The following is a 22,200-nucleotide window of genomic DNA, read 5'->3' as shown; positions in this document are numbered from 1 at the left end:
GCGTTGATCTGCGGTCATGGAAAGTCTAGCCAGTGGGAAGCGACGGAGGGGGATTTCATGCGCAAGATTCTGGCATTCGCGGTGGCTACGCTGCCAGCATTGGCAAACGCCCAAACCGCCCCGGCGCCAGCGCCCCCATCTGCTCAGGGCGATGTCTCGCTCACCATCTACAACAACGATCTCGCGCTGGTGCAGGATGTGCGGCAGATGAACCTGCCCACCGGCCGCACCCGGCAGGAATTCCCCGACGTTTCCGCCACGATCCGGCCTGAAACGGTCACGCTGAATGCCAATGGCACCGGCATTGTTGAACAGAACTTCGATTACGATCTGCTCACCCCTGCAAAACTGATGGACAAGGCGGTCGGGCAGACCGTCACCGTCGTTCGCACCAATCCTGCTACTGGTGCCGAAACCCGCGAGGCCGCCACGATACTTGCCAACAATGGCGGCACCGTGGTGCGCATTGGCGATAGGATCGAAGTGCTGAACCAGTATGGTGCGCGGGTGATCTTCCCCAGCCTGCCCGCAGGCCTGCGCGCGCGGCCCACGCTCTCGGTCACGCTCGATACCACCACACCGGGCGCGCGCCCGGTATCGCTCAGCTATCTGTCACGCGGCTTCGGCTGGAAGGCGGATTACGTGGCCCTGTTCGATGAAACCGCTGGCAAGATCGATGTGCAGGGCTGGATCACGCTGAACAACAACAGCGGCACCACGTTTGGCCAGGCCAAAGTCCTGCTCGTTGCCGGAGCGGTCGGGCAGGAAAACAGCGGCTACAATCAGAACTACCGCCCACAGCGTCCGATGATGCCCGGCAACCGCCCCGGCACGCAGACCGCCAATCGCGAAAGCCTCGGCGATTTCTATGTCTATCCCATCGCGGGCCGCACCACTGTGGCCAATGCCCAGCAGAAGCAGGTGAGCTTCCTCGATGTGGCAGGCGCACCGGCCACCAAGGCCTATCACTTCCGCAACGGCTGGCTGCAGAATCAGACCGAGCCGCAAAGCGCCGATACCGTACTGCGCTTTTCCACATCGCGCGAAGCCGGCCTTGGCGATGCGCTGCCTGCAGGCACGGTGCGCGTCTATATGCGCGATGCACGCGGTCAGCCGCAATTCATTGGCGAAAACGGCATTGGCCACACCCCGATGGGCTCCTCGCTCGCGCTGAAAACCGGTGAGGCGTTTGATGTGAAAGTCCAGCCCATGCTGGACAAGCGTGAACGCATCGACAGCGGCGAATGGGAGCGTTCTTCCCGGTATCGGGTGACCAGGCCCGGTCAGGCCGTGCAAGAGGTTACCATTGATCGCGAACTGGTGTTCTGGCGCACGACGATGTCCTACAAGGTCACCAATGCCAAGGCCACGCCGGTTACCGTTGAAGTGGTGCAGGGCGGGCTCGACAACTGGTGGCACGATACCCGCGTTCCGTCTGAAACGATCAAGGGCGAACAGCGCTCTGCTGATGAGCGCGTGTGGCAAGTGCCCGTCCCTGCCAATGGCGAGACCACGCTGACCGTCCAGTTCGACAGTCGCTATTGAGCTATCCAGTGCGCCGCGCGCTCCTTGCCAGTCTTCTGATCTGCGCCAGCGCCCCCGCGCTGGGGCAGGGCATGGTCACATCGCCTGCGCCGGATTCCGTTTCCGTCAGCGTCTATCGCGCGCCTGATCGGGACAGCGACACCGCGATGGACCTCGATTGGCTGGAAGGCTACGCGCTCGTCACCGAAAAGCGCACGGTCGAAATTCCGGCGGGCAAGGCCACGATCCGTTTTGAAGGTGTCGCGGCGGGCCTGTTTCCCGAAAGCGCGATCATCACCGGCTTGCCTTCGGGCGTGCGCGAAAAGAACCTTGATGCCGATCTGCTGTCTCCGCGCAGCCTCTACGCGCGCATGTTCGGACGGCCAGTTACGCTGCGCCGCACGCTGCCGGGCAATGGCGGGGTGCGCGAAGAGCGCGCCGTCATCCGCTCCGGCCCCGATGGCGCGGCGATCCTGCAAACCGCTGCCGGGTTTGAAGTGGCCAATTGCGGCGGGCTGGACGACGAAATTCTCTATGCCGAGGCTCCGAAGGACCTGTCGGCCCGGCCCACACTCTCGATAGAAACGCAAAGCGCCACATCGCACAAGGTCACACTTTCCCTGTCCTACCTGGCCTGGGGCTTCGATTGGCAGACCAACTACGTCATCCACATGAATCCCGATGGCCGCACGGCAGACCTTGCCGCATGGGTCACGCTGGCCAGCAGCGATTCCACCAGTTTTGCCGATGCCGAAACAGCTGTGATCGCAGGCGAGGTAAACCGCGAGGATACAGAGCGCGGTCAGATGCCCTCTGGTGAAGAACTTGAGCTGCAGTGCGAGTTGTCCCCTGCTATGCTCCCACCACCCCCACCACCGGCACCGCCGCCGCCCATGGCCCCGGCACCAGCCATGATGATGGAAAGCGCTGATATAGTCGTTACAGGTCAGCGCGCTAAAGCCATGGCTGCGCCTGTCACCGTCCAGCAGGAAGGGCTGGGCGATCTGAAGCTGTACCGCGTGCCGGTGCCCGTCACCGTTGCCGCCAATGCGCAGAAACAGGTAGCCCTTGCACAAAAGACGGGCGTGAAGATGCAGGCGCTGTATCGCGCAGAAGTGTGGGAAGACAGCGTAAACGAAGTCCGCCAGATGCTCCGCACCCGCAACCGCAAGGAGGAGGGCCTTGGTCTGCCGCTGCCCAGTGGCCCGGTTGCCGTTTTCGAACCGATGGGCAGTGCGATGTTGCTTGCCGGGGAAGGCGGGCTTGCCGATCGCGCGGTGGGAGAGGACGTGGAAATTCTGCTGTCCCGCGCAACGCCGGTCACTGCCCGCATCGAAGAACTGGACAGCAACGACCGCAGCCGCACCTTGCGCCTCACGGCCACCAACGCGCGTCCTGTCGCGGTAAACTTCGAAGCGCGCATCGCCCGCAATGCCGTAACGCAGATCAAGGCGCTCGGTGCAAAGCTCACGCGCAAGGACGGACGGGATATCTGGGCCGTCACGATCCCCGCCAATGGAGTGAAAACGCTCACATACCGCCTGATCAGCCCGAACTGATACCCAAGGCATCATATCCAAGCGCACCACCGTGTCTGGCCCGGTAGCGTTTGCCGCATTTCGCACCAAACCGGCGACGAGATGGCTTGCATGGCCGGTAATGGCGCGGCAGAAAAGGTCGGAAGTGGGGGCACTGCCGATGATTTCAGCACGTATTCGCAAGCGGTTCGCCACTCTGGCCCTCGCGCTGTGCGGTTCGCTTATGCCGGTTGCTGCCCGCGCTGCATGGAATGAAGCGTCAACTACGCACTTCGTCATTTACGCAGACGAACCGGAAGACGTGCTGCGATCCTTCGCCCAGAATCTTGAGCGGTATCATTCGGCGCTGGCGCTGCTGACCAAGCAGGAAATGATCGATCCCAGCCCTTCGAACCGCGTAACCGTTTTCTCGGTGGGTAGTATCGACAAGGTGCGCAAACTCTACGGTGACAAGAAGGCCTCGCGCTACGTCAGCGGCTTTTACATCCCGCGTGCTGGGGGCACGGTCGCGATCGTGCCGGAAATCCCGACAGAACGCTCATCGGATTGGGACCAGTCACTGCAAACACTGCTCCACGAATACGCCCATCATTTCATCATGAGCACCACGCGGTTCCCCCTGCCGCGCTGGGCCAACGAAGGCATGGCCGAATACTTCGCTTCGGCCAGTTTCGGCAAGGACGGATCGATGAGCATCGGTCGCCCCAATCCCGGCCGATTGATGGAGAACGCCTACGCTGCGGATGTTTCGCTGGCAGAGCTGATGGACCCGACGCTCTATTCGGCAAAAAAGCGCACGCAGTACGATACTTTCTATGCCCGCAGCTGGATGCTTTATCACGCGCTCCACATGGAAAAGGCCCATGCCGGGAAGCTCAATGCCTACTATGCCGGTCTGGTGGCAGGAAAATCCTCGCTCGAATCCGCAAAGCAGGCATTCGGCGATCTCGATGCTTTCGATCGCGTGCTTGATGCCTACGGTCGCAAGCGTGCTTTTCACACGTTCGCCATAAAGCCGGTGCTGCTTCCGGTCGGCCCGGTCAAGGTCCGCCGCCTGCGGGTGGGTGAGGCGGCGGTGATGGCCTTGCGCATTCAGCAAAAACGCGGCGTGGACGAAGAAGAAGCGCAAACGATCGTCAAGAACATGCGCACCCTTGCGCAAAGCCATCAGACAGAACCAGCGGTCATGGCTGCCCTTGCTGAAGCGGAATACGATGCCGGCGATCCCGAAGCCGCGCTCGTCGCCGCCAATGCTGCGCTGGCACTTAACCCGGCAGAGGTCGATGCGCACGTCCAGAAAGGCTATGCTCTGTTCGCGCTGGCGATGAAATCAGGCGATGCGAAGGACTTCCGCACCGCGAACGCTGCATTTCTGAAGCTGAACGCCCTTGAAAACGATCATCCGGTGCCGCTGATCTACTTCTATCGCAATTTCATCGAACGCGGCGCAAAGCCCAACGAACTTGCGCTCCAGGGCCTGAACCGCGCTTCGGAAATCGCGCCATTCGATGATGGGTTGCGCCTCACGTTAGGCAGCTACTATGCGAAAGCCGGGAATGCCGAAATGGCCCAATACCACCTGGTTCCCGTTGCCTATGCGCCCCACGGCGGGAATCTGGCCGATGCCGCGCGCAAAATGCTGGATGAAATGAAGAAGCCGGACGAGCCCGCCGACAAGCCAGCGGTGGTTGCTACCCAGCGCTGAAATCCACGGACTCGAACAGAATTCGCGCACCGTTTTGTCTGCATTTAAGCGCCCCGATTTGTCGTGTTTAGGGCTTCTGAAGTGCGGTTAGGTGCTTCTAGGTGCTTCTAGGTGCAGTTCAGGATTTGCCCGCAGTTTGCAGCCTATGATGTCTGCCTCTTGTGGATTTATGTCATCCTTACAACGCGCAAACGTCTGTTCCCAATCCGTCAAAGTACCGCGCCATGCCATCTGCTGCGGTATCGGACAGGGCAATGAAGGCGCGGCGGCGATCGGTTGAATCTTCCGCTCTGCAAAACAGGCCAGCACTGGTCAGCTGGCTTATCCAGCGCAGCGCTGTGGTGGGCGGAACGCCCGAGGCAATACACAGCGAGGTGACCGAGACACGTTTGTGTTCGGCGCGGGCGGCGGTGAGATCGAGCAGCATGTCCCATGCGGGATCGGCAAACAGTTCGCCTTCGAAAAAGCGCGCGCGCAGCTGACGCTGGCGGATGATCTTGCGGACAAGGCGCGGATCAGGGAGCGATGCCTTTGCGCTGCGCACCAGCCTTTGCGAGGCAGGATCGCGGGAATTGCTGCCATCGAAGGAAAAGGCCGATGCTCCCACCCGGTCGCGGATATCGTGGTTGCTACCATGCCCGATGCCGCCCTGATCATCCATCGGGCTTCCAGACAGCGCTTCAAGCTTGTGGGCAATTTCCGAGACTTGCTGGGTCAACCGCAGAAGTGACATGCGATCGGTATCAGACAGTTCGCGCACGCGCGAACTTTGGCCACACAGAACCTGCCCAAGCGCAAGAATGCGATCCGCGCGGCTAGGGCTGACGAGAATCTGCGCCGCGGATTGGTCGAGGCAGCCGAACACATCATCTAGCGATCCCATGCTGGTGGAAACCACCATCTGCACACCTGCCGATGCTGCACGCTGATCAAGTTGTGAAAGGGCCGCCATTTCAACCGGTTCCAGCACCGGGCAATCCACCAGTACGAGGTCACCCAGCGGCATATTGGCGTTTGAGCAGTCCCGCCCGTCAGCCAAGGCTGCAAGTTCTGCAGTCTGTGCAACCCGCAGGCCGGCAGCAGCGGCATCGTGCGCCATTTCGCTGCGCAACCACGCGCGATCTGCAAATATTGAGACGGCAAGCGGCGTAAAAGTCCGCAGCAGTGCGGTATTATCGCTATCGTCAAACTGCGGCCAACCCGCATCGGCTGAATGGGGGTACTCGAACTGTGCCACTGCCTGCGCCATCGCCCTGTTCCTTAGTAGCTCTACTTATAGGAACAGGTGTGGAACAGATGTGGATCAGGTCAAGATCATGTACTTCGATTTTGGATGTAGTCGAAGTTACCACTTCCCAATGAGGGCAGCCAAAACATTGAAAAGATTAGTATTCCTTATGATGGATAAATCCACCAGCACAGGCCGCTAAAGTGCAGCAATCAGCCACAACGACGCGGATATGGCCGCTGTTGGCCGGAGTCCAAAAGAAGACGCGTGCCTGACGACTCGCTGCTGGCCTGAACCCCGGCTCTCGGGCGATTAATCCACGAACGGATCGCGCACCAAAATTGTGTCCTCACGCTCGGGCGATGTGCTGACCAGTGCCACTGGCGTTTCGATCAGTTCCTGCACGCGCTGGATATACTTGATGGCCTGTGCGGGCAGATCGGCCCACGAACGTGCGCCAGCAGTCGTGCCGCTCCAACCGTCCATCTCCTCGTAGATCGGTTCAACCTCGGCCTGATCAGCCGCGTGGCTGGGGAAATAGTCGAGCACTTTTCCGCGCAGGCGATAACCGGTGCAGATGCGCACCTTGTCGAACCCGTCGAGCACATCGACTTTGGTCAGCGCGATGCCGGTGACGCCCGAGATGGCGCAGGACTGGCGCACCAGCACGGCATCGAACCAACCGCAGCGGCGCTTGCGGCCCGTGACGGTGCCGAATTCGTGGCCGCGTTCGCCCAGACGCTGGCCGGTTTCATCTTCCAACTCTGTTGGGAAGGGGCCTGATCCTACGCGGGTGGTGTAGGCCTTGACGATGCCCAGCACGAAGCCGGTCGAATTCGGACCTAGGCCCGATCCCGAAGCTGCCGTGCCCGATACAGTGTTGGACGAGGTGACGAACGGGTAGGTGCCGTGATCAACATCGAGCAGCACGCCTTGCGCACCTTCGAACAGGATGCGCGCACCGGCCTTGCGCACCTGATTCAGCCGCTTCCACACCGGTTGCGCAAATTGCAAAACGTAGGGCGCAATCTCGCGCAATTCGTTGACGAGTGCCGTGCGGTCTACCGGCGGCTGGCCGAAGCCTGCACGCAGCGCATCGTGGTGCGCGCAAAGCCGGTCAAGCTGCGAATCCAGCGCATCCAAGTGGGCCAAATCGCACACGCGGATTGCACGGCGGCCAACCTTGTCTTCATAGGCAGGCCCAATGCCGCGCCCAGTGGTGCCGATCTTGCCCGCGCCTGCGGCCTGTTCGCGCAGCCCATCAAGATCACGGTGCAGGGGCAGGATCAGCGGGCAATTGTCGGCAATCGCAAAGTTTTCGGCGTTGATTTCCACGCCTTGGCCAGTGAGTTTTTCAATCTCAGCCTTCAGCGCCCACGGATCGAGCACCACGCCATTGCCGATGATCGACAGTGTGCCAGTGACAATGCCCGAAGGGAGCAGCGAAAGCTTATAGACCTGATCGCCCACCACCAGCGTGTGCCCGGCGTTGTGACCGCCTTGGAAGCGCACCACGGCATCGGCGCGGCTGGCCAGCCAGTCAACGATCTTGCCCTTGCCTTCATCGCCCCACTGGGCACCGATTACGGTAACATTGGCCATGGATACACTCCTCCACCCTGCCCGGGTGGATCCTTAAAACGCCCTTCGACAGGACTCGGCGTAGTGGACGGGATGAACGAGGCACGGCCCCGGATTTCGGTCCGCGCACTAGGAGCGGAAGGTGGCCCAAGTCAAGGCTGTGAGTTTACAGCGTAGTCCTCAATGCGCTTTTTGGAGATGCTGGTTGGAGATGCTGGGCCATTCTGCTTTCATCAGGGCATTTGGCATCAGGACATCTGGCATCAGGGCACCTGGCTCTAAATCCGGCTTCCCCCTTCGCAAATTCTGCGTCATGTTGGCAATGCTGGTGCCGGGGCAAAAATCGATGCTGAGTTCCGAAGGTGTGAACACTTCGTCCGAGTCAGGTGGGTCCGAGTCAGATGGGGTCTTGGCCAGTTGGCCCGTGATTGATGCCATTCTCGATCAGGCGCTTGATCTTGACCCTGCGCAGCGCGAAGACTGGGTTTTCGCCCAGTTGAAGCACGATCCTCAGGCCCTTGAGCACGCCTTGCAATTGTTGCGCGCACTTGATCAAGCACCTGATTTTCTTGAAGCGGCAATAGACTCTCGTCAATCGTCAGTGGCTGCCGACACAGCCGGGGGCCGCCTTGGCGTGTGGCAGATCGATGGCGTGCTGGGCCAGGGCGGGATGGGCGTGGTCCATGCGGTTACCCGTGCTGAAGGCGGCTTTGAGCAGCGCGGTGCGCTGAAGCGTATCCGGGCCGATGGCCTGATCGATGCCACTCGCTTTGCCACAGAGCGGCAGTTGCTGGCCGAACTGGATCATCCCGGCATCGCGCGCCTGCTGGATGGTGGCGTTGACCAGGAGGGCCGTCCATGGATGGTCATGGAACGCATTGATGGCGTGCCGATCGACCGCTGGTGTCAGGATCAATCGCTTCCTCTGGCACGCCGCATTGCGCTGGTGATCGATCTGGCCGAGGCGGTCAGCGCGGCGCACCGGATGCTGGTGCTGCATCGCGATCTGAAACCCGGCAATGTGCTGGTGGGGAAGGATGGCCGCCCGCGCGTGATCGATTTCGGCATTGCCAAGCGGCTGAATCTTTCGAACCGGACTGAAGGCGCGCTGCCGCTATCGGCACCTTATGCCGCGCCCGAATTGCTTACCGGCACGCCACCCGGCCCGCCTGTCGATGTTTATGGCGCTGCAGCGGTGCTTTATGAACTGGCCTGCGGCGTGCCGCCGATCAACCTTGATGGACTGCCGATTGCGTTGGCCGTCGGGCGCATTGTCGATCAACCGCCAGAGCGATTGATGGCGCGGCGGGCGCAGGTTCCGCTGCTGTCACAAGCATCTACTGCGCTGGTCGAGGATCTTGACGCTATTCTGGCGCGGGCGCTGCGCAAGGAACCGGCGGATCGCTATCCTTCGCTTGATGCCTTTGCCGAAGATTTGCGCCGTGCGCTTGATGGCCGGGCGGTCAGCGCGCGGTCGGGCGACAAGGCCTATCGCCTGCGCCGCGCGGTGTGGCGCGCACGCTGGCCGATTGCGGCGTCCCTGGCGCTGATCGTGGCGCTTTCGGGAGGTCTGGTGGCCACGCTGGTGCAAATGCGCGAGGCCGAGGCCGCGCGTGACCGGGCGCTGGCCGAAGAGGAGCGCGGCGAAGCAGTGCGGCAGTCGCTTTACCTCGTGCTGGCAGAAAGCGCCGATACGGCAGGGGCCGATGCCACATCGCGCGAGGTGCTGGACCGTGCCACCGCGCGCATCACCGCCAACTTCGCGCGTGATCCGGCAGAATCCGCGCGAGTCCTGCATGCGCTGGGCGAATTGTACTTCTACCTTGGCGATTATGAAGCGGCGCAAACTGCTTTGCAGCCCTTGCTATCAGCGCCTGTAGACAAGGTCCCCGCTGAAACGCTGGCTGCAGGGCGTTATGACATGGCGCAAGTGCGGGTCAGGCTTGGCAAGACCGACGAGGCCCGCACGCTGCTGGCGCAGGCGCAGGATTACTGGCGGCAAGACACGGCGAAATGGAGCGCCCGCCTGCTTGATAGCCGTGTGGTTGAAGCGCAACTGGTGCGCGCCACCGATCCGGCAGCGGCCATTGCGCTGCTGCGCGATGCGCTGGTGCAGCACACCGCCATGCACGGGGCTGACAACCGGCAGGCAGGCGTGTTTCACAACAATCTGGGCGTGACATTGCAGGCTTCGGGCGATCTTGAAGGGGCAGCAGAGGCATTGCGCAAGGCCCAGCAAGTTTGGCAGCGTACAGGCCTGATCGAAACACCCGATGCGCTGAATACGGCCAACAACCTTGCCGCGATTGAAACGCTTTCGGGCAGGCCGGAAGCCGCCGAACCGCTATTTGCGCAGGCGGTGCGGGTGCGGCGCAAGCTGTTTGGTGCATCGGGGGGAACAGCGGCGCTGCTCAGCAATCATGGCAAAGTGCTGCTGCAACTGGGCCGGGTCGATCAGGCTTTGGCCGCATTGACCGAGTCTGCGGCCATGGCCGAGACTTATACTGGCACCGGCAGCATGGGCCATGTGGCGGCGCTGTCTGGACTTGCCGATGCGCAACTGGCCAAGCCCTTGTCCGAAGCGCTGGGCACGGCGCGGCGTGCGGTGGCGGCGGCAGCGGGCGGGAAGACTCCGCCCCCGGCAAAGGCGATGGCGTTGCTGTCGCTCGCGCGGGCGGAAAAGGCGTTTGGATCGCGCGCAGCGGCGGTTGAGGCGCTGGGTCAGGCCGATGCGGTCATCGCGGCCCTTGGCCCGGCAGGCGCAAGGATTGCGGCGGCGGCAAAGCAGGTGCGCAGCAGCCTGTAGCCAGTGTTATGGTGCTGCGTTGGTATCGCCCATGTCCACCAGCAGGAGGGCACGCGCTTTCACCCAGTCACGCCGCACCGTGCGTTCGTTGCAACTGAGCATTTTGGCGATTTCCGGTTCGGAATAGCCGCCATAAAAGCGCAGCTCCACCACTTGCGCCAGACGTGGGGCGAAAGCTGCCAGCCGATCAAGCGCGGCATCGAGCGCCACCAATCGGTCGTCGCTTTCCCAGTAGACATCGGGCAGATCGTCTTCGAACGTTTCCGCCACTTGGCCGCCACCGCGCTTGGCTGCGATCCGTGCCTGGGCATGGTTGACCAGAATCTGCCGCATGGCGCGGGCCGATGTGCGCAGGAAATGGGCCTCATCAGCGAAATGGCCTACCTGCCGCAATTTCAGGAAGGATTCGTTGACCAGCGCGGTGGAGCGCAGCGTTTCCCCCGCGCCATAGCGCCACCGCAGATCGCGCGCGATGCGCTTCAATTGCGGATAAAGCGCTTCGATCAGCGGACGGTCTTGGGCGGTGTCCAGCACTTGCACTGCGCGATTCACTCCATTCAGGAAGCAGGTGCGGAATAGGTGACAGTCACCTGCAGCGAACCATCATCTTCGCCGCTGGGGCTGGTGGTGATCTGCATGGCCGGGCTGCTGGTCTCACCCTTGCCCATGGCCAGCATGCGCGCTTCGCCGGTGGCCATTTCCGTAACCACCGCCATGCCCGCAGCCGTACCCTGTTTGCGATAGTGATCGATCACGGATTGCGGTTGCGCTTTGACGGAATAGGCCAGCAGGCCTTCGGCGGTTTCCCCCGGTTTGCTGGCCACGGTGATGACTTTTGCGCCCGGATAGACCGCAGCAAAGACGGGAAGGTTATCGGGCAGGGCAATGCCGCCGCCATCCACGCTGGTGCTGACCGTCACCTTCTCACCGGTTTCGCGGTTTTCAATCGTCTGCTCGGCAGTGTTGCTGCCACAGCCAGATGTGGCCAGGGCAATCGACAGTACGGGAATCAGCAAGCGCATGGTCTACTCCATCGTAGTGTTATGTATGACGTGTGGTGGCATCGGCTGGCAGTGATCCATCGCACCAGTTTTGTGGTTTTTCCGGCAAATGCTGAACGATTAGCGGGCGCGGAGGGAAACTGAGCCGCCCAAGCTGAGTTGCACGCTGCGCGCCGATGGCCAGCATCAGCCGGTTAAGCACGGCCACTGGATCGGGCGCTCCCTCGTAGGACGCGGGATGCCGCAGCAGCAAGGTGGCGCGCCCATCGGCATGGCAGGCCAGCCAGATACTCTCATCGTCAAGCGTGATAGCGAACGGGGCTGAGTCAGGCGGCGGGTTTGTTCGGCGGCCGATCCAGCAGTGCAATTGGCCGCAAGGAGCGCCGCCCGATCCTGCGGCAAAGGCGCTGGGCTGGGCAGATATCTCGCCGGGGCCGGGAATGGCCTCGTCGCGCTCTGTCCAGACGCCTGCGGCGTCAACGCGCAGAACTTTGCCGATCAATGTGCTCACGCTGCCAACCTCGCGACCTGTTTTGCTGAACCCTTTCAAGATTAAACAGGAAGCGCGCGCGAAACCGGACATGCGCCGCACAGATACAGGCAGCGCGCACGAAGATTTTTTGCAAGCCGCAATGTCCGGTTTCATCCGCAATCCCTGTTTTGATCCTGTGAGGGGGTTGCAACCGCATCACCGGGCCCCCGAAACAAGGGGATAGTCCATGCGCACTGCCACCACTCGCCGGATCGGTTTTCAGCACTTCACCACCAGCCGTACTGCCATTGTGGCGGCGCTCATGCTTGCGCCGGTTTGCTGGTCTGAGGCTGCGAACGCGCAAGCCTGCATTCTCGACACCAACGGAAACGACATATCTGATGCAGGAGACTCCGCACGTGGGGCAGAAGCATACGATACAGGTCCGGCAGACTTCGCCGGTACGGCTTGCGGTCGCGGTGCGAGCGCCGACGGAATTCAATCTGTGGCAATCGGCAATCGTGCCTTTGCATCGGATGTGAACACCGTTGCAATTGGCTCCTTCACCTTCGCAACGGCCGAGGGCGCATTAGCTGTTGGCAATTTTGCCGAGGCGGCCGAGACATTCAGCACTTCAGTTGGAATATACAGCAGCGCCAACGGCAACAGGAGTTCTGCATTCGGGTCGTCTAGTGAGGCCTTGGGCTTGTCTTCTGTTGCGATGGGGTATTTCGCGCGCACCACGGATGACGGGTCCGTAGCAATAGGGGGGCAATCGTTGGCTGACGGATTGGGAACAGTCGCGATCGGTGGCGATGCTTTTGGCAGCACAAATCCCGGAGCAAAGGCAACGGCGAGCAGGGCTGTGGCTGTTGGCAGCAGCTCGGAGGCAACAGGTAGCGGCGCAATTGCGATTGGAACTGTCGCCCGCGGATTTGGCGACGAAAGCATTTCAATCGGCCTGACTTCGCGAGCGACCGCTCTTAGTACAATTGCGATTGGCGCCTTGTCCAACAGCAGCGCATCGTATGCAACAGCAATCGGCAGAGCCGCTGAGGCGACTGGAGTTGGTTCAGTGGCTATCGGCAGCGACGACGGTGACCAGGACATCGTCGGCGCACGCGCATCAGGCGTAGGCTCAACCGCTGTCGGCAATGATGCGACAGCCACGGCCAACTTTGCTGCTGCTTTCGGTAATTCAGCTGCCGCCACAGGGTTGAGCAGTCTTGCTGTGGGCGCTGGCGCAAAGAGCGTTGGACAGCTTTCGGTCTCCGTTGGCACTCTTGCCAATGCCACCGCAATCAACACTACGGCGATTGGATCAGACACCAATGCCAACGGCGCAAACGCCACCGCAGTTGGTGCCAGCACCCGCGCCGATGGCGAGAGCAGTGTGGTAATCGGTTATCAGTCCGGCGCAGATGGCTTTGCCAGCATTGCCATTGGCGCGGAATCGGTGGCCGATGGTGATCAGGCGATCACGCTGGGCGGCACCGCGCGCGGCATCGGCGCGATTGCGCTGGGCGGATCGTCGAGCGCTGGGGATGGCAATGCCACGGCGCTGGGGGCCGGGGCCAATGCTTCTGCCGGAGCATCAACCGCGATTGGCGCAAGCGCACAAAGCGCCGGTCAGTCTGCCGTTGCGCTAGGTTCAAACGCCAACGCTGCGGGCGCAACCTCGGTCGCGCTGGGCAGCCTCGCCACGGCGCAGGGCAACAACAGCTTTGCCGCCGGGCACAACACACAGGCCTTTGCCGAGGAAGCGACTGCAGTTGGAGCGGGCAGCTATGCCGGTGCGGCCTATGCCACGGTCTTCGGCGTGCAGAGCACGGCGCTGGGCGCACGCTCGGTCGTGATCGGGCCGCAGGCAACGGCGATGACCGACAACAGCATTGCGCTGGGATCGACAGCGCGGGCAGAGGGGCTGAGTTCTACCGTGATCGGGACCGGTGCGAACGTCATCAGCACCGCCAGCAATGCCGTTGCGCTTGGCGCAGGTTCTGTCGCTGACCGAGAAAACAGTGTCTCGATTGGCACCTTGGGGGCAGAGCGGGTTATCGCCAATGTCGCCAGCGGCGTGGAAAAGACCGACGCTGTCAACCTTGCGCAGCTGGAAAACGTGGCGGTAACCGCGCAACTGGCGCAAACAAGCGCGGCCTCTGCCGTGACCACCGCAAACCGCGCTGCCGCCGATGCAGCTGCCGTGCTGGGCACTGCAACGGCTGCCGATACCAAAGCTACGACCGCGCTGGCCACGGCCAACCAAGCGGCAACAGATGCCAGCACCGCCCTTGCGGCAGTCACCGGTGCGCAAGGTGCGGCTGGAACGGCTCTGCAAGCCGCAACCGAGGCCCGAACTGCCGCTACGGCTGCCCAAGGCACCGCTGACACTGCTCTGGCAGCGTCTGGTGCAGCGCAGGGCACAGCCGATAGCGCTCTGGCCGCTGCAGGTGCCGCACAAGGCACGGCGAACACGGCCCTTAGCGCCGCCAGCGCCGCAGATGCAAAAGCCACCACCGCCCTTGCCGCCGCCACCGGAGCCGCCGCGATCAGCGCCGGGATCGATGGCCGGATCAGCGCGGTCGAAGACAAGAATCTGGTGCAGGACGGCCGCATTCAGACGCTGGAAAACCTCACCGGCACCGCCATCGGCAATGCTGCCGTGGCCAAGGACCGCGCGGATCAGGCGCTTGCCGCCAACACCGCGCAGGATCAGGCCATCGGCACCGTGCGCACGCTGGCCGAAGACAATGCCTCGCGGTTGACGGCGGTGGAGGCCGATGTCGCCACGCTGTTCGGTGCGATCCCTTCGCAAGCCAATGGCATGAATGCGCTGGCGCTGGGCAGCGGTAGCTTGGCGCAAAGCGATGACTCAGTTGCCATCGGCAGCGGCGCGATGGCGGGTGATGGTGCGGCTGTGGCCATCGGCCTTGCCAACCAGGCGATGGGCAATGGCGCGGTGGCCATCGGTGACCCGAACTTTGCCACGGGCGACGGCGCAGTGGCTGTGGGCAAGGATAATACCGCCACTGGCCAAGCCGCCATTGCGCTGGGCGATACCAGCGTGGCCAACGGCGCATCGGCCTTTGCCGCCGGGCTTCAGGCCAATGCCACCGGGGCAAGCGCGATTGCGCTGGGGCAAGAGGCGCAGGCAACCGGTGCAGGGGCCATTGCCATTGGCGCTGGCGCAACGGCGGGCTTTGCCGGGTCAGTGGCCATCGGGGACGAGGCCCATACCGTGCGCGACAACCAGATCCTGCTGGGCAGCCTTGCCAAGACTTACACGATGCCCGGCATCTCCACTGCCGCCAGCCGTGCGGCGCAGCAGGGTGCTGTGAAGCTGGTTACCACCGATGCGGCGGGCAATCTGGCCACCACCGATTTCGATATTGCCCGCTTTGGCCAGCTGGAAAGCAGCGTTGCGGCCAATGGCGTGCAAGTGGTGGAACTGCGCAACCAGCTGGCCAGCTTTGAACGGTCGGCCAATGGCGGGATTGCAGCAGCCATGGCGATGGGCGGCACGATGATCCCGCCCGACGCCTCGTTCGCGGTCAGCTTCAACCTTGCGACCTATCGCGGGCAACAGGGCTTTTCGGGAGCATTGGTGGCTCGCGCTTCTGAAAACGTGTGGGTTTCGGGCGGCATCGCCGGTTCCACCGCGCGCGGCTCCACCGGTGGGCGCGTGGGCGTGACGTTCGGCTGGTAAAGGCTTCAGGTCGGCATTGCTCTTGGGGGGCAATGCCGACCGTTCTCTGGCCGCTTGGCCCTCGATACTTGCCAGCCCCGGATCGAAACGGCATAGCCCGCCCATGCATGATATCCGTTTGATCCGCGAAAACCCCGAAGCTTTCGATGCCGCTCTTGCCCGCCGTGGCGTGGATCCTGTGGCGGCATCGATCCTCGAAATGGACACCCGCCGCCGCGATATCGCCACGCGAATGCAGGAAGTGCAGGCCCGCCGCAACGAGGCGTCCAAAGCCATCGGCGCGGCCATGGGCAGGGGCGATGCGGCAACGGCAGAGGCGCTGAAAGCCGAAGTGGCCGCCCTCAAGACCGAACTGCCTGCACTGGAAGAGGACGAACGCCATCAGACCGCGCTGCAGAACGCGGCGCTTTCTGCCATCCCGAACCTGCCCGCCGATGGCGTGCCCGAAGGTGAGGATGAGGCGGGGAACGTCGAGGTCAGCCGCTGGGGCACGCCGCGCAGTTTTGTCTTTCCGCCAAAGGAACATGCCGACATCGGCCCGGTCCTCGGCCTTGATTTTGAAACCGGCGCGCTGATTGCAGGCGCGCGCTTTACGTTCCTGAAGGGCGGCATGGCCCGGCTGCATCGCGCACTGGCGCAGTTCATGCTGGACCGGCAGACCGGCGAAAACGGCTATCTGGAATGCATACCGCCGCTGCTGGTGAAGGACGAGGCCGTGTTCGGCACCGGCCAGTTGCCCAAGTTTGCCGACGACCTGTTTCGTACGACTGACCGCCGCTGGCTGATCCCAACTGCCGAGGTTTCACTCACTAACTACGTTCGCGAAACAATTATAGAGCCCGGGGCCCTGCCCTTGCGAATGACCGCGCTCACGCCCTGCTTCCGGTCCGAAGCGGGTGCTGCGGGGCGCGATACGCGCGGGTTTATCCGCCAGCACCAGTTCGAAAAGGTCGAACTGGTGTCAATCACGCGGCCTGAGGATTCCGAGGCTGAGCATGAGCGCATGACCGCTTGTGCCGAAGGCGTGCTGCAGGCGCTGGGCCTGCCCTATCGCAAGATGCTGCTGTGCACCGGCGACATGGGCTTTACAGCGCGCAAGACTTATGACCTTGAAGTGTGGCTGCCGGGGCAGAACGCCTATCGCGAAATCTCGTCCTGCTCCAACTGCGGCGATTTCCAAGCGCGGCGGATGAATGCGCGTTACCGCCCCGAAGGTGCAAAAGGTACCGAATTCGTCCATACGCTCAACGGTTCGGGCCTTGCCGTGGGCCGCACTCTGGTGGCAGTCTTGGAAAACTACCAGCAGGAGGACGGATCGGTGGACGTGCCCGAAGTGCTGCTTCCCTATATGGGCGGGCTAACCCGTCTGGTGCCGATCAGCGGATGAGGCATCTGCTGGCCGCGTTGGTGTTGTCGGGAGCATGGCTCACCGCAACGCCGCTCGTGGCGCAAGGCAGCGCGCGCGCGCCCATCGTGGCGTGGACGTATACCGTGCAGACGGGGGACACATTTGCCCAGATCGCCCGCCGCTGGGGCGTGGATATGGCGGCACTGGGTGAAGCAAACGGCATTCCCAGCCCCTATGTGATCCGCATCGGTCAGGTATTGAAGCGCCCCGATCCCAAAGGTGCGCCCAAAACTGTTCCGACGCCGGAACCGGCAGCAAAGCCAATTGCCGCTCCAGTTGCAACCCCCACTGCCGTGCCGCGCCCTGCGCCCACCATGCGCCCGCCTCCACCACGGCGGCCGCCCCTGACCCCGCGCGAATCCGATGCGCCCCGGCTGCAATGGCCCACCGAAGGCGCGGTGGTTACGCGGTTCGGTGAGCGGGTTTCGGGCATTCCTTCGAACGGCATCGATCTTGCCGCGCTTTATGGCACCAAGGTGCGCGCGGCGGCTGCGGGAACGGTGCTCTATGCGGGCAAGGAACCGGAACGCTTTGGCCAGTTGATCCTGATCGATCACGGCAACGGCTTCGTCACCGCCTATGCCTATCTCGGCACGATGACGGTGAAGGAGGGCGACAAGGTGACCGCGTTTGAACGCATCGCGCTGGTCGGCAAGAGCGGCGAGGCGACGCGCCCGACGGTCCATTTCGAACTGCGCCGCAACAATGTGCCGCGTGACCCGGAACTTTACCTTCCGCCGCGGTTGTAGGGGCATGGACCTGAACCTTTTGCGGCGCGGTGGCCAGAAGCCCGGAAACTTGCTGCGGCGCGCGCTGAAAGTGCCGGTCTGGGCCGATCTTGGCCTGCGGTTGGGGGCGGCCTTCGGGCTTATCAGCATTGTCGTGCTGGTCCACTGGATCGACCGCGCGGGCCTGAAAGACACGCACGACGGGCAGATCAGCTTTCTCGATGTCGTCTATTTCACGATGATTTCGATCACCACCACCGGCTTTGGCGATATTGCGCCGGTCAGTGACCGTTCGCGCCTGATCGAGGCGGTGATCGTCACGCCGATCCGCATTGCAGTGCTCTTCATCTTCGTCGGCACGGCCTACAATTTCATTATCAAGCGCAGCTGGGAAAGGTTTCGCATGGCGCAGATCCAGAAGAACCTCACCGACCACATCGTCGTGCTCGGCTTTGGCGTATCGGGCGCAGAAGCGGTGGCGGAACTGATCGCGCGGGGCACTTCGCCCGAATGCATCGTGGTGATTGACCCCAGCGAGGCGCGGCTGGAGGCAGCCTCTAAACTGGGCTGCAATGTGATGGAAGGCGATGCCACGCGCGATGCCACGCTGATCGATGTGCATATCGCCAAGGCGCGTGCCGTGCTCGTTTCTGCCGGGCGGGATGATACCTCGATCCTGATCACGCTGACCGCGCGCCATATTGCGCCCGCTGTGCCGATCAGCACCGTGGTGCGCGCGGCTGATAATGAAGTGCTGGCCAAGCAGGCAGGCGCGTCCACCGTCATCAATCCCGTGCGGTTCACCGGCCTGCTGATGGCCGGATGCGCCAATGGCACGCATGTGGCGGAATATCTGACCGACCTTGCCTCAATCGAAGGGCGCGTCCAGCTGGTCGAGCGGCAGATCACATCGGCGGAGGCGGGCAAGGCGCTGTCCGAACTCACCAGTGGCCGGGGCCTGCGTATTCTGCGCGCGGGCAGAACGATCGGTTTTTGGGAGCCCGAAGCGGCGCAACTGCAATCAGGCGATGTGATCGTGGAGATCGTGCCGACGGCTTCAGCAGTCTGACGGTCACACCAGCAGGAACGCCAGCCCCATCGTCAGGTAAGCCACCAGCCAGAACCCGCCATCAATCAGCGCCAACCGCGTGCTGATGCGTTGCTGGGAATAGCTGATCCACAGCGAGGGGATAACAAAGGCAATCGCAAGGCCGCCCGACATCATGAAATAAAGCCACCACTTCACGTCCAGCGTGGCCTGCCCGACGCGCGCAAACATGTGGCCCATCATGGCTGATGTCACGAACAGGAGCACGGCAGACAGCGCGGCGGTGCGGGCGGGCGAGCGGCGGATGCCCAGTTTGCCCGGCCCCACTTCCTCAAGCCGCGCACGGCCAAACACCGGCCCATACCACAGCGCCGAGACGGCAAGGGCCGCAAGTGTTGCAACCACGACGGCTATCCAGTTGACCGGACCCATTATTTCCTACTTCACCAAGCCCCCGCTGACGCTAACGCTACGCCCCTGTGCCCCGCTTGGCAACGCCATGCGGACCCATGTTGGACACGAGTTTAAGGGCACACGTGACGGGGCGTGCATTTTCGCCTATGGGCCGCGCCATAATGGCAAGCATGACACCCCCTATCGTCCTTCCCGAAGCGCCCAAAGTCGGCATGGTCAGCCTTGGCTGTCCCAAGGCGCTGGTCGATTCCGAACGCATCCTCACGCGCCTGCGCGCCGATGGCTATGCGATGAGCGCTGACTATGCCGGCGCAGATGTGGTGCTGGTCAACACTTGCGGCTTCCTCGATTCCGCCAAGGAGGAAAGCCTTGCCGCAATTGGCGAGGCGATTGCCGAAAACGGCCGTGTGATCGTGACCGGGTGCATGGGCAACGAGGCCGAAGCGATCCGCGCGCGCTTTCCCTCTGTGCTGGCCGTCACCGGTGCGCACCAGTACGAAGCCGTGGTGGAGGCCGTGCATGCGGCCGCGCCGCCCAGCATGGGGCCGTATATTGACCTGATTCCGCAGGCCGAACCGGGCGATGTGAAGCTTACCCCGCGCCACTATGGCTACCTGAAGATTTCCGAAGGCTGCAACCACGCCTGTTCGTTCTGCATTATCCCCTCGCTGCGCGGCAAACTCGCCAGCCGCCGCATCGATGCATGCTTGCGCGAAGCGGAAAAGCTGGTGGCTGCGGGCACCAAGGAACTGCTGGTCATCAGCCAGGACACCTCGGCCTATGGCGTCGATGTGCGGCATGAGGAGCGCCTGTGGAAGGGCAACCCGGTGCGCACGCACATGACCGATCTGGCGCGCGAACTGGGCCAGTTGCGCACACCCGAAGGCGACACCCCTTGGGTGCGCCTGCACTATGTCTATCCCTATCCCCACGTCGATGCGGTGATCCCGCTTATGGCGCAGGGGCTGGTCACGCCCTATCTCGACATCCCGTTCCAGCACGCCAGCCCCTCGGTCCTGCGCGCGATGAAGCGCCCGGCGAACGAGGCCAAGGTGCTCGACCGGATCAAGGCGTGGCGCGCAATTTGCCCGGACCTCACGATCCGCTCCAGCTTCGTCGTCGGCTTCCCCGGAGAGACCGAGGCCGATTTCGAATACCTGCTCGAATGGCTGGAAGAAGCGCAACTCGATCGCGTCGGCGGCTTCCGCTTCGAACCAGTCGCGGGTGCTGCGGCCAATGACCTGCCAAACCCGGTGCCCGAAGCGGTGAAGGAAGAGCGCTACGCCCGCCTGATGGAAAAGACCGAAGCCATCAGCGCCGCCAAACTCGCCGCCAAGGTCGGCCGCACGATCAAAGTGATCATCGACGAAGTGGGCGAACCCGACGAAGATGGCGACATAGGTGCCACCGCCCGCTCACAGGCCGACGCGCCGGAGATCGACGGCGCGGTCTATTTGCGCAATGTGCCTGCGGACCTGCAGCCGGGTGACTTCGCGCATGTCCTGGTCGAGGATGCCGATGCGCATGATCTGTATGGGGTCATCGAAGAGTAAGGCGGTTACTGCTGCTGCGCCAACATCAGCCCATATTGCTTACCAATCATCGTCACCCCGGGCTCGACCCGGGGTCCCGCTCCTTGCGCGCAAGGTTCATAATCCCGCTATTGGCCAAGAAAAAAGCGGGACCACGGGTCAAGCCCGGGGCGACGGCAGGTTTTGGAGAATTTGAACTTGCGGTTTTGCGGCTGATTGTGGGTGGGAAGTTGAAGGTCTGCTTTACCAGTGGTCAGGCTTTAGCGCGCACTGTAAAAACGTGTCATGATGTACGTTTCAGCCGTGACTCCCTTCGCCCCTGGATGTGAATCTGCCGAGGTAATTGTCACAGATGGGCAGTATTCCTGTCGCGCTTTCAGTTATCCATGTGACGCAGTCGAAGGCGAGGTTGTCACAGAGCCATTGCAGCTCTTCGACGAAGTCATCTGCCTGATGTTCGAAGACGCGGGACCTCGGATAGAAAGCACGGGAGACGAAAATTTTCGGCATTGCGGCGTTGCGAAAGTTTTGGATGTCGAAAACGACTTGCTGTCTGTTGGCGAGTTGATCCTCCAAGCCGGAGGACAATTGCCGGGCGGGCTGGCTGTCGGCGACGCAGTGGAGTTCGAGTGCGTGCGTATCGACCTTCGCTAGGAGAGTGTTCGAAGGGCAGGACTTCGAAATGTCCGAAACGGGGTCTTCACCAGAACGGCAGCTTTTAGCCGCAAAACCCGGAAAGTCGCCCCTCACAAAAAGTTGTTCGGCCAGATCATCGTGCGCCACATGTGCGCGGTGGGGGAGCCGTCGAAGCCCAGACCTTCTTCCGGTTCGCGGAAGGTGCGGGTGATGACGTCTTGCAGGTCTTCGGGTTCCACTGCGGGGAAATCGTCGAAGAAGTAGGTATCGTAGAGCGTCACCAATCGCGCGGTCATGTACCATTCGTGGGCTTTCGCATATTCGGCATCGCGCAGCAGGTATGCGGGCACTTCGTAATCGGGGCCGAAGAACTTGTTGTAACTTTCGGGGTAGGCATAGCCGACGCTTTCATCGGGCACATAGCGCAGCGCCTGATGGTACTTCATCGCGAAAGCCACCTCGGGATCGACATAGGGCGCGATCAGTTGCGCGCTCCAGTATCCGTGGTCTGAGCGGATCAGGCAGCCGTTCGAGATATCGTGCAGCAGGCAGGCGATCACCACTTTGTCGGGCAGGCCATCGTCCAGCGCGCGCTTGGCGCTGACCAGCAGGTGCCGCATGGTGATATCGCCAAAGCGGCAGCGGAAGAAATCGAGCAGGCGGGGGCGTTCGGGCATGCGGGGCAGGGCGGGATTGTCTCCCATCATGAACACCGTTTTCGGGTTCAGCCGCCGCAGCAGTTCTTCTTCGTTATCAACGAAATCGGTGCCCTTCCAGCCCACGGGCGAAGGGTAGATCATGCGCTCGCGCCCGGCTTGGGGGTAGGGGCGTTCGGTGGGGTTTTCGGTCATGCGTTGAGGGTAGGCGGGGTAT

18 protein-coding genes are annotated in these 22,200 nt (G+C 62.4%); 10 read left to right on the top strand and 8 right to left on the bottom strand.

Annotated elements, in window-relative coordinates:
• Positions 1-57: 57 nt before the first annotated feature.
• From AC2A1F_RS16245 to AC2A1F_RS16235, 3 genes are all read left to right on the top strand, one after another.
• Entirely contained in the window at positions 58-1,545 is a 1,488-nt protein-coding gene (locus AC2A1F_RS16245) for a DUF4139 domain-containing protein (protein ID WP_484209823.1), read from the top strand.
• 8 nt (positions 1,546-1,553) lie between these two features.
• Complete coding sequence (locus AC2A1F_RS16240; RefSeq protein WP_484209822.1) at positions 1,554-3,083, top strand: DUF4139 domain-containing protein; 1,530 nt, start codon at positions 1,554-1,556, stop codon at positions 3,081-3,083.
• A 100-nt stretch (positions 3,084-3,183) separates the two neighbouring features.
• Entirely contained in the window at positions 3,184-4,767 is a 1,584-nt protein-coding gene (locus AC2A1F_RS16235; protein WP_484209821.1) for a hypothetical protein, read from the top strand.
• Positions 4,768-4,945: 178 nt separating this feature from the next.
• Here the strand turns inward: AC2A1F_RS16235 and AC2A1F_RS16230 are convergent, their stop codons facing one another.
• The 3 genes from AC2A1F_RS16230 to AC2A1F_RS16220 form a co-directional block, all read right to left on the bottom strand.
• Complete coding sequence (locus tag AC2A1F_RS16230; protein ID WP_484209820.1) at positions 4,946-6,016, bottom strand: MarR family transcriptional regulator; 1,071 nt, start codon at positions 6,014-6,016, stop codon at positions 4,946-4,948.
• Between the two features lie 291 nt (positions 6,017-6,307).
• Complete coding sequence (locus AC2A1F_RS16225; RefSeq protein ID WP_484209819.1) at positions 6,308-7,597, bottom strand: adenylosuccinate synthase; 1,290 nt, start codon at positions 7,595-7,597, stop codon at positions 6,308-6,310.
• A 159-nt stretch (positions 7,598-7,756) separates the two neighbouring features.
• Complete coding sequence (locus AC2A1F_RS16220) at positions 7,757-8,014, bottom strand: hypothetical protein (protein WP_484209818.1); 258 nt, start codon at positions 8,012-8,014, stop codon at positions 7,757-7,759.
• Between AC2A1F_RS16220 and AC2A1F_RS16215 the strand changes: the two genes are divergently transcribed.
• Complete coding sequence (locus AC2A1F_RS16215; protein WP_484209817.1) at positions 8,001-10,382, top strand: serine/threonine protein kinase; 2,382 nt, start codon at positions 8,001-8,003, stop codon at positions 10,380-10,382. The two genes, AC2A1F_RS16220 and AC2A1F_RS16215, sit on opposite strands and share 14 nt — an antisense overlap.
• Positions 10,383-10,388: 6 nt before the next feature.
• Here the strand turns inward: AC2A1F_RS16215 and AC2A1F_RS16210 are convergent, their stop codons facing one another.
• Genes AC2A1F_RS16210 through AC2A1F_RS16200 form a run of 3 tightly spaced genes read right to left on the bottom strand, consistent with a single transcriptional unit; the run spans position 10,389 to position 11,894 of the window.
• Positions 10,389-10,934 (bottom strand): ECF-type sigma factor, encoded by a 546-nt coding sequence (locus AC2A1F_RS16210; RefSeq protein ID WP_484209816.1) that lies wholly within the window; start codon positions 10,932-10,934, stop codon positions 10,389-10,391.
• A 5-nt stretch (positions 10,935-10,939) separates the two neighbouring features.
• Positions 10,940-11,404: a hypothetical protein gene (locus AC2A1F_RS16205; RefSeq protein WP_484209815.1), complete on the bottom strand. Its 465-nt coding sequence runs from the start codon at positions 11,402-11,404 to the stop codon at positions 10,940-10,942.
• 19 nt (positions 11,405-11,423) lie between these two features.
• Positions 11,424-11,894 (bottom strand): hypothetical protein, encoded by a 471-nt coding sequence (locus tag AC2A1F_RS16200; protein WP_484209814.1) that lies wholly within the window; start codon positions 11,892-11,894, stop codon positions 11,424-11,426.
• Between the two features lie 208 nt (positions 11,895-12,102).
• On the opposite strand from AC2A1F_RS16200, the gene AC2A1F_RS16195 reads away from it, so the two are divergent.
• The 4 genes from AC2A1F_RS16195 (at position 12,103) to AC2A1F_RS16180 (ending at position 18,766) form a co-directional block, all read left to right on the top strand.
• A complete protein-coding gene (locus tag AC2A1F_RS16195) occupies positions 12,103-15,561 on the top strand; it encodes a hypothetical protein (protein ID WP_484209813.1) in 3,459 nt (1,152 codons plus the stop codon).
• A 103-nt stretch (positions 15,562-15,664) separates the two neighbouring features.
• A complete protein-coding gene (serS, locus tag AC2A1F_RS16190; protein WP_484209812.1) occupies positions 15,665-16,948 on the top strand; it encodes a serine--tRNA ligase in 1,284 nt (427 codons plus the stop codon).
• Positions 16,945-17,718, top strand: a complete 774-nt coding sequence (locus AC2A1F_RS16185) for a peptidoglycan DD-metalloendopeptidase family protein (RefSeq protein WP_484209811.1) — start codon at positions 16,945-16,947, stop codon at positions 17,716-17,718. Before serS ends, AC2A1F_RS16185 begins: the two co-directional genes overlap by 4 nt.
• Before the next feature lie 4 nt (positions 17,719-17,722).
• Positions 17,723-18,766 carry a potassium channel family protein gene (locus AC2A1F_RS16180; RefSeq protein ID WP_484209810.1) on the top strand — a complete coding sequence of 348 codons (1,044 nt, stop codon included), beginning with the start codon at positions 17,723-17,725 and terminating at the stop codon, positions 18,764-18,766.
• Positions 18,767-18,769: 3 nt separating this feature from the next.
• Here the strand turns inward: AC2A1F_RS16180 and AC2A1F_RS16175 are convergent, their stop codons facing one another.
• Positions 18,770-19,150, bottom strand: a complete 381-nt coding sequence (locus AC2A1F_RS16175; RefSeq protein WP_484209809.1) for a DUF1761 domain-containing protein — start codon at positions 19,148-19,150, stop codon at positions 18,770-18,772.
• A gap of 155 nt (positions 19,151-19,305) precedes the next feature.
• On the opposite strand from AC2A1F_RS16175, the gene rimO reads away from it, so the two are divergent.
• Together rimO and AC2A1F_RS16165 are read left to right on the top strand one after the other, a co-directional pair.
• A complete protein-coding gene (gene rimO / locus AC2A1F_RS16170) occupies positions 19,306-20,712 on the top strand; it encodes a 30S ribosomal protein S12 methylthiotransferase RimO (protein WP_484209808.1) in 1,407 nt (468 codons plus the stop codon).
• Positions 20,713-21,114: 402 nt separating this feature from the next.
• On the top strand, positions 21,115-21,345 hold the full coding sequence (locus tag AC2A1F_RS16165; protein ID WP_484209807.1) for a hypothetical protein: 231 nt from the start codon (positions 21,115-21,117) through the stop codon (positions 21,343-21,345).
• A 92-nt stretch (positions 21,346-21,437) separates the two neighbouring features.
• On the opposite strand, the gene AC2A1F_RS16160 is transcribed toward AC2A1F_RS16165, so the two are convergent.
• The gene (locus AC2A1F_RS16160; RefSeq protein WP_484209806.1) at positions 21,438-22,178 is read right to left on the bottom strand and encodes a hypothetical protein; all 741 of its coding nucleotides are present in this window, start codon (positions 22,176-22,178) and stop codon (positions 21,438-21,440) included.
• Positions 22,179-22,200: the final 22 nt, after the last annotated feature.

Source organism: Novosphingobium sp. HNCC26BN242 (assembly GCF_057180525.1).
Note: the sequence above shows the minus strand (reverse complement) of the source record. Positions and strands in the feature narration are given on the sequence as shown.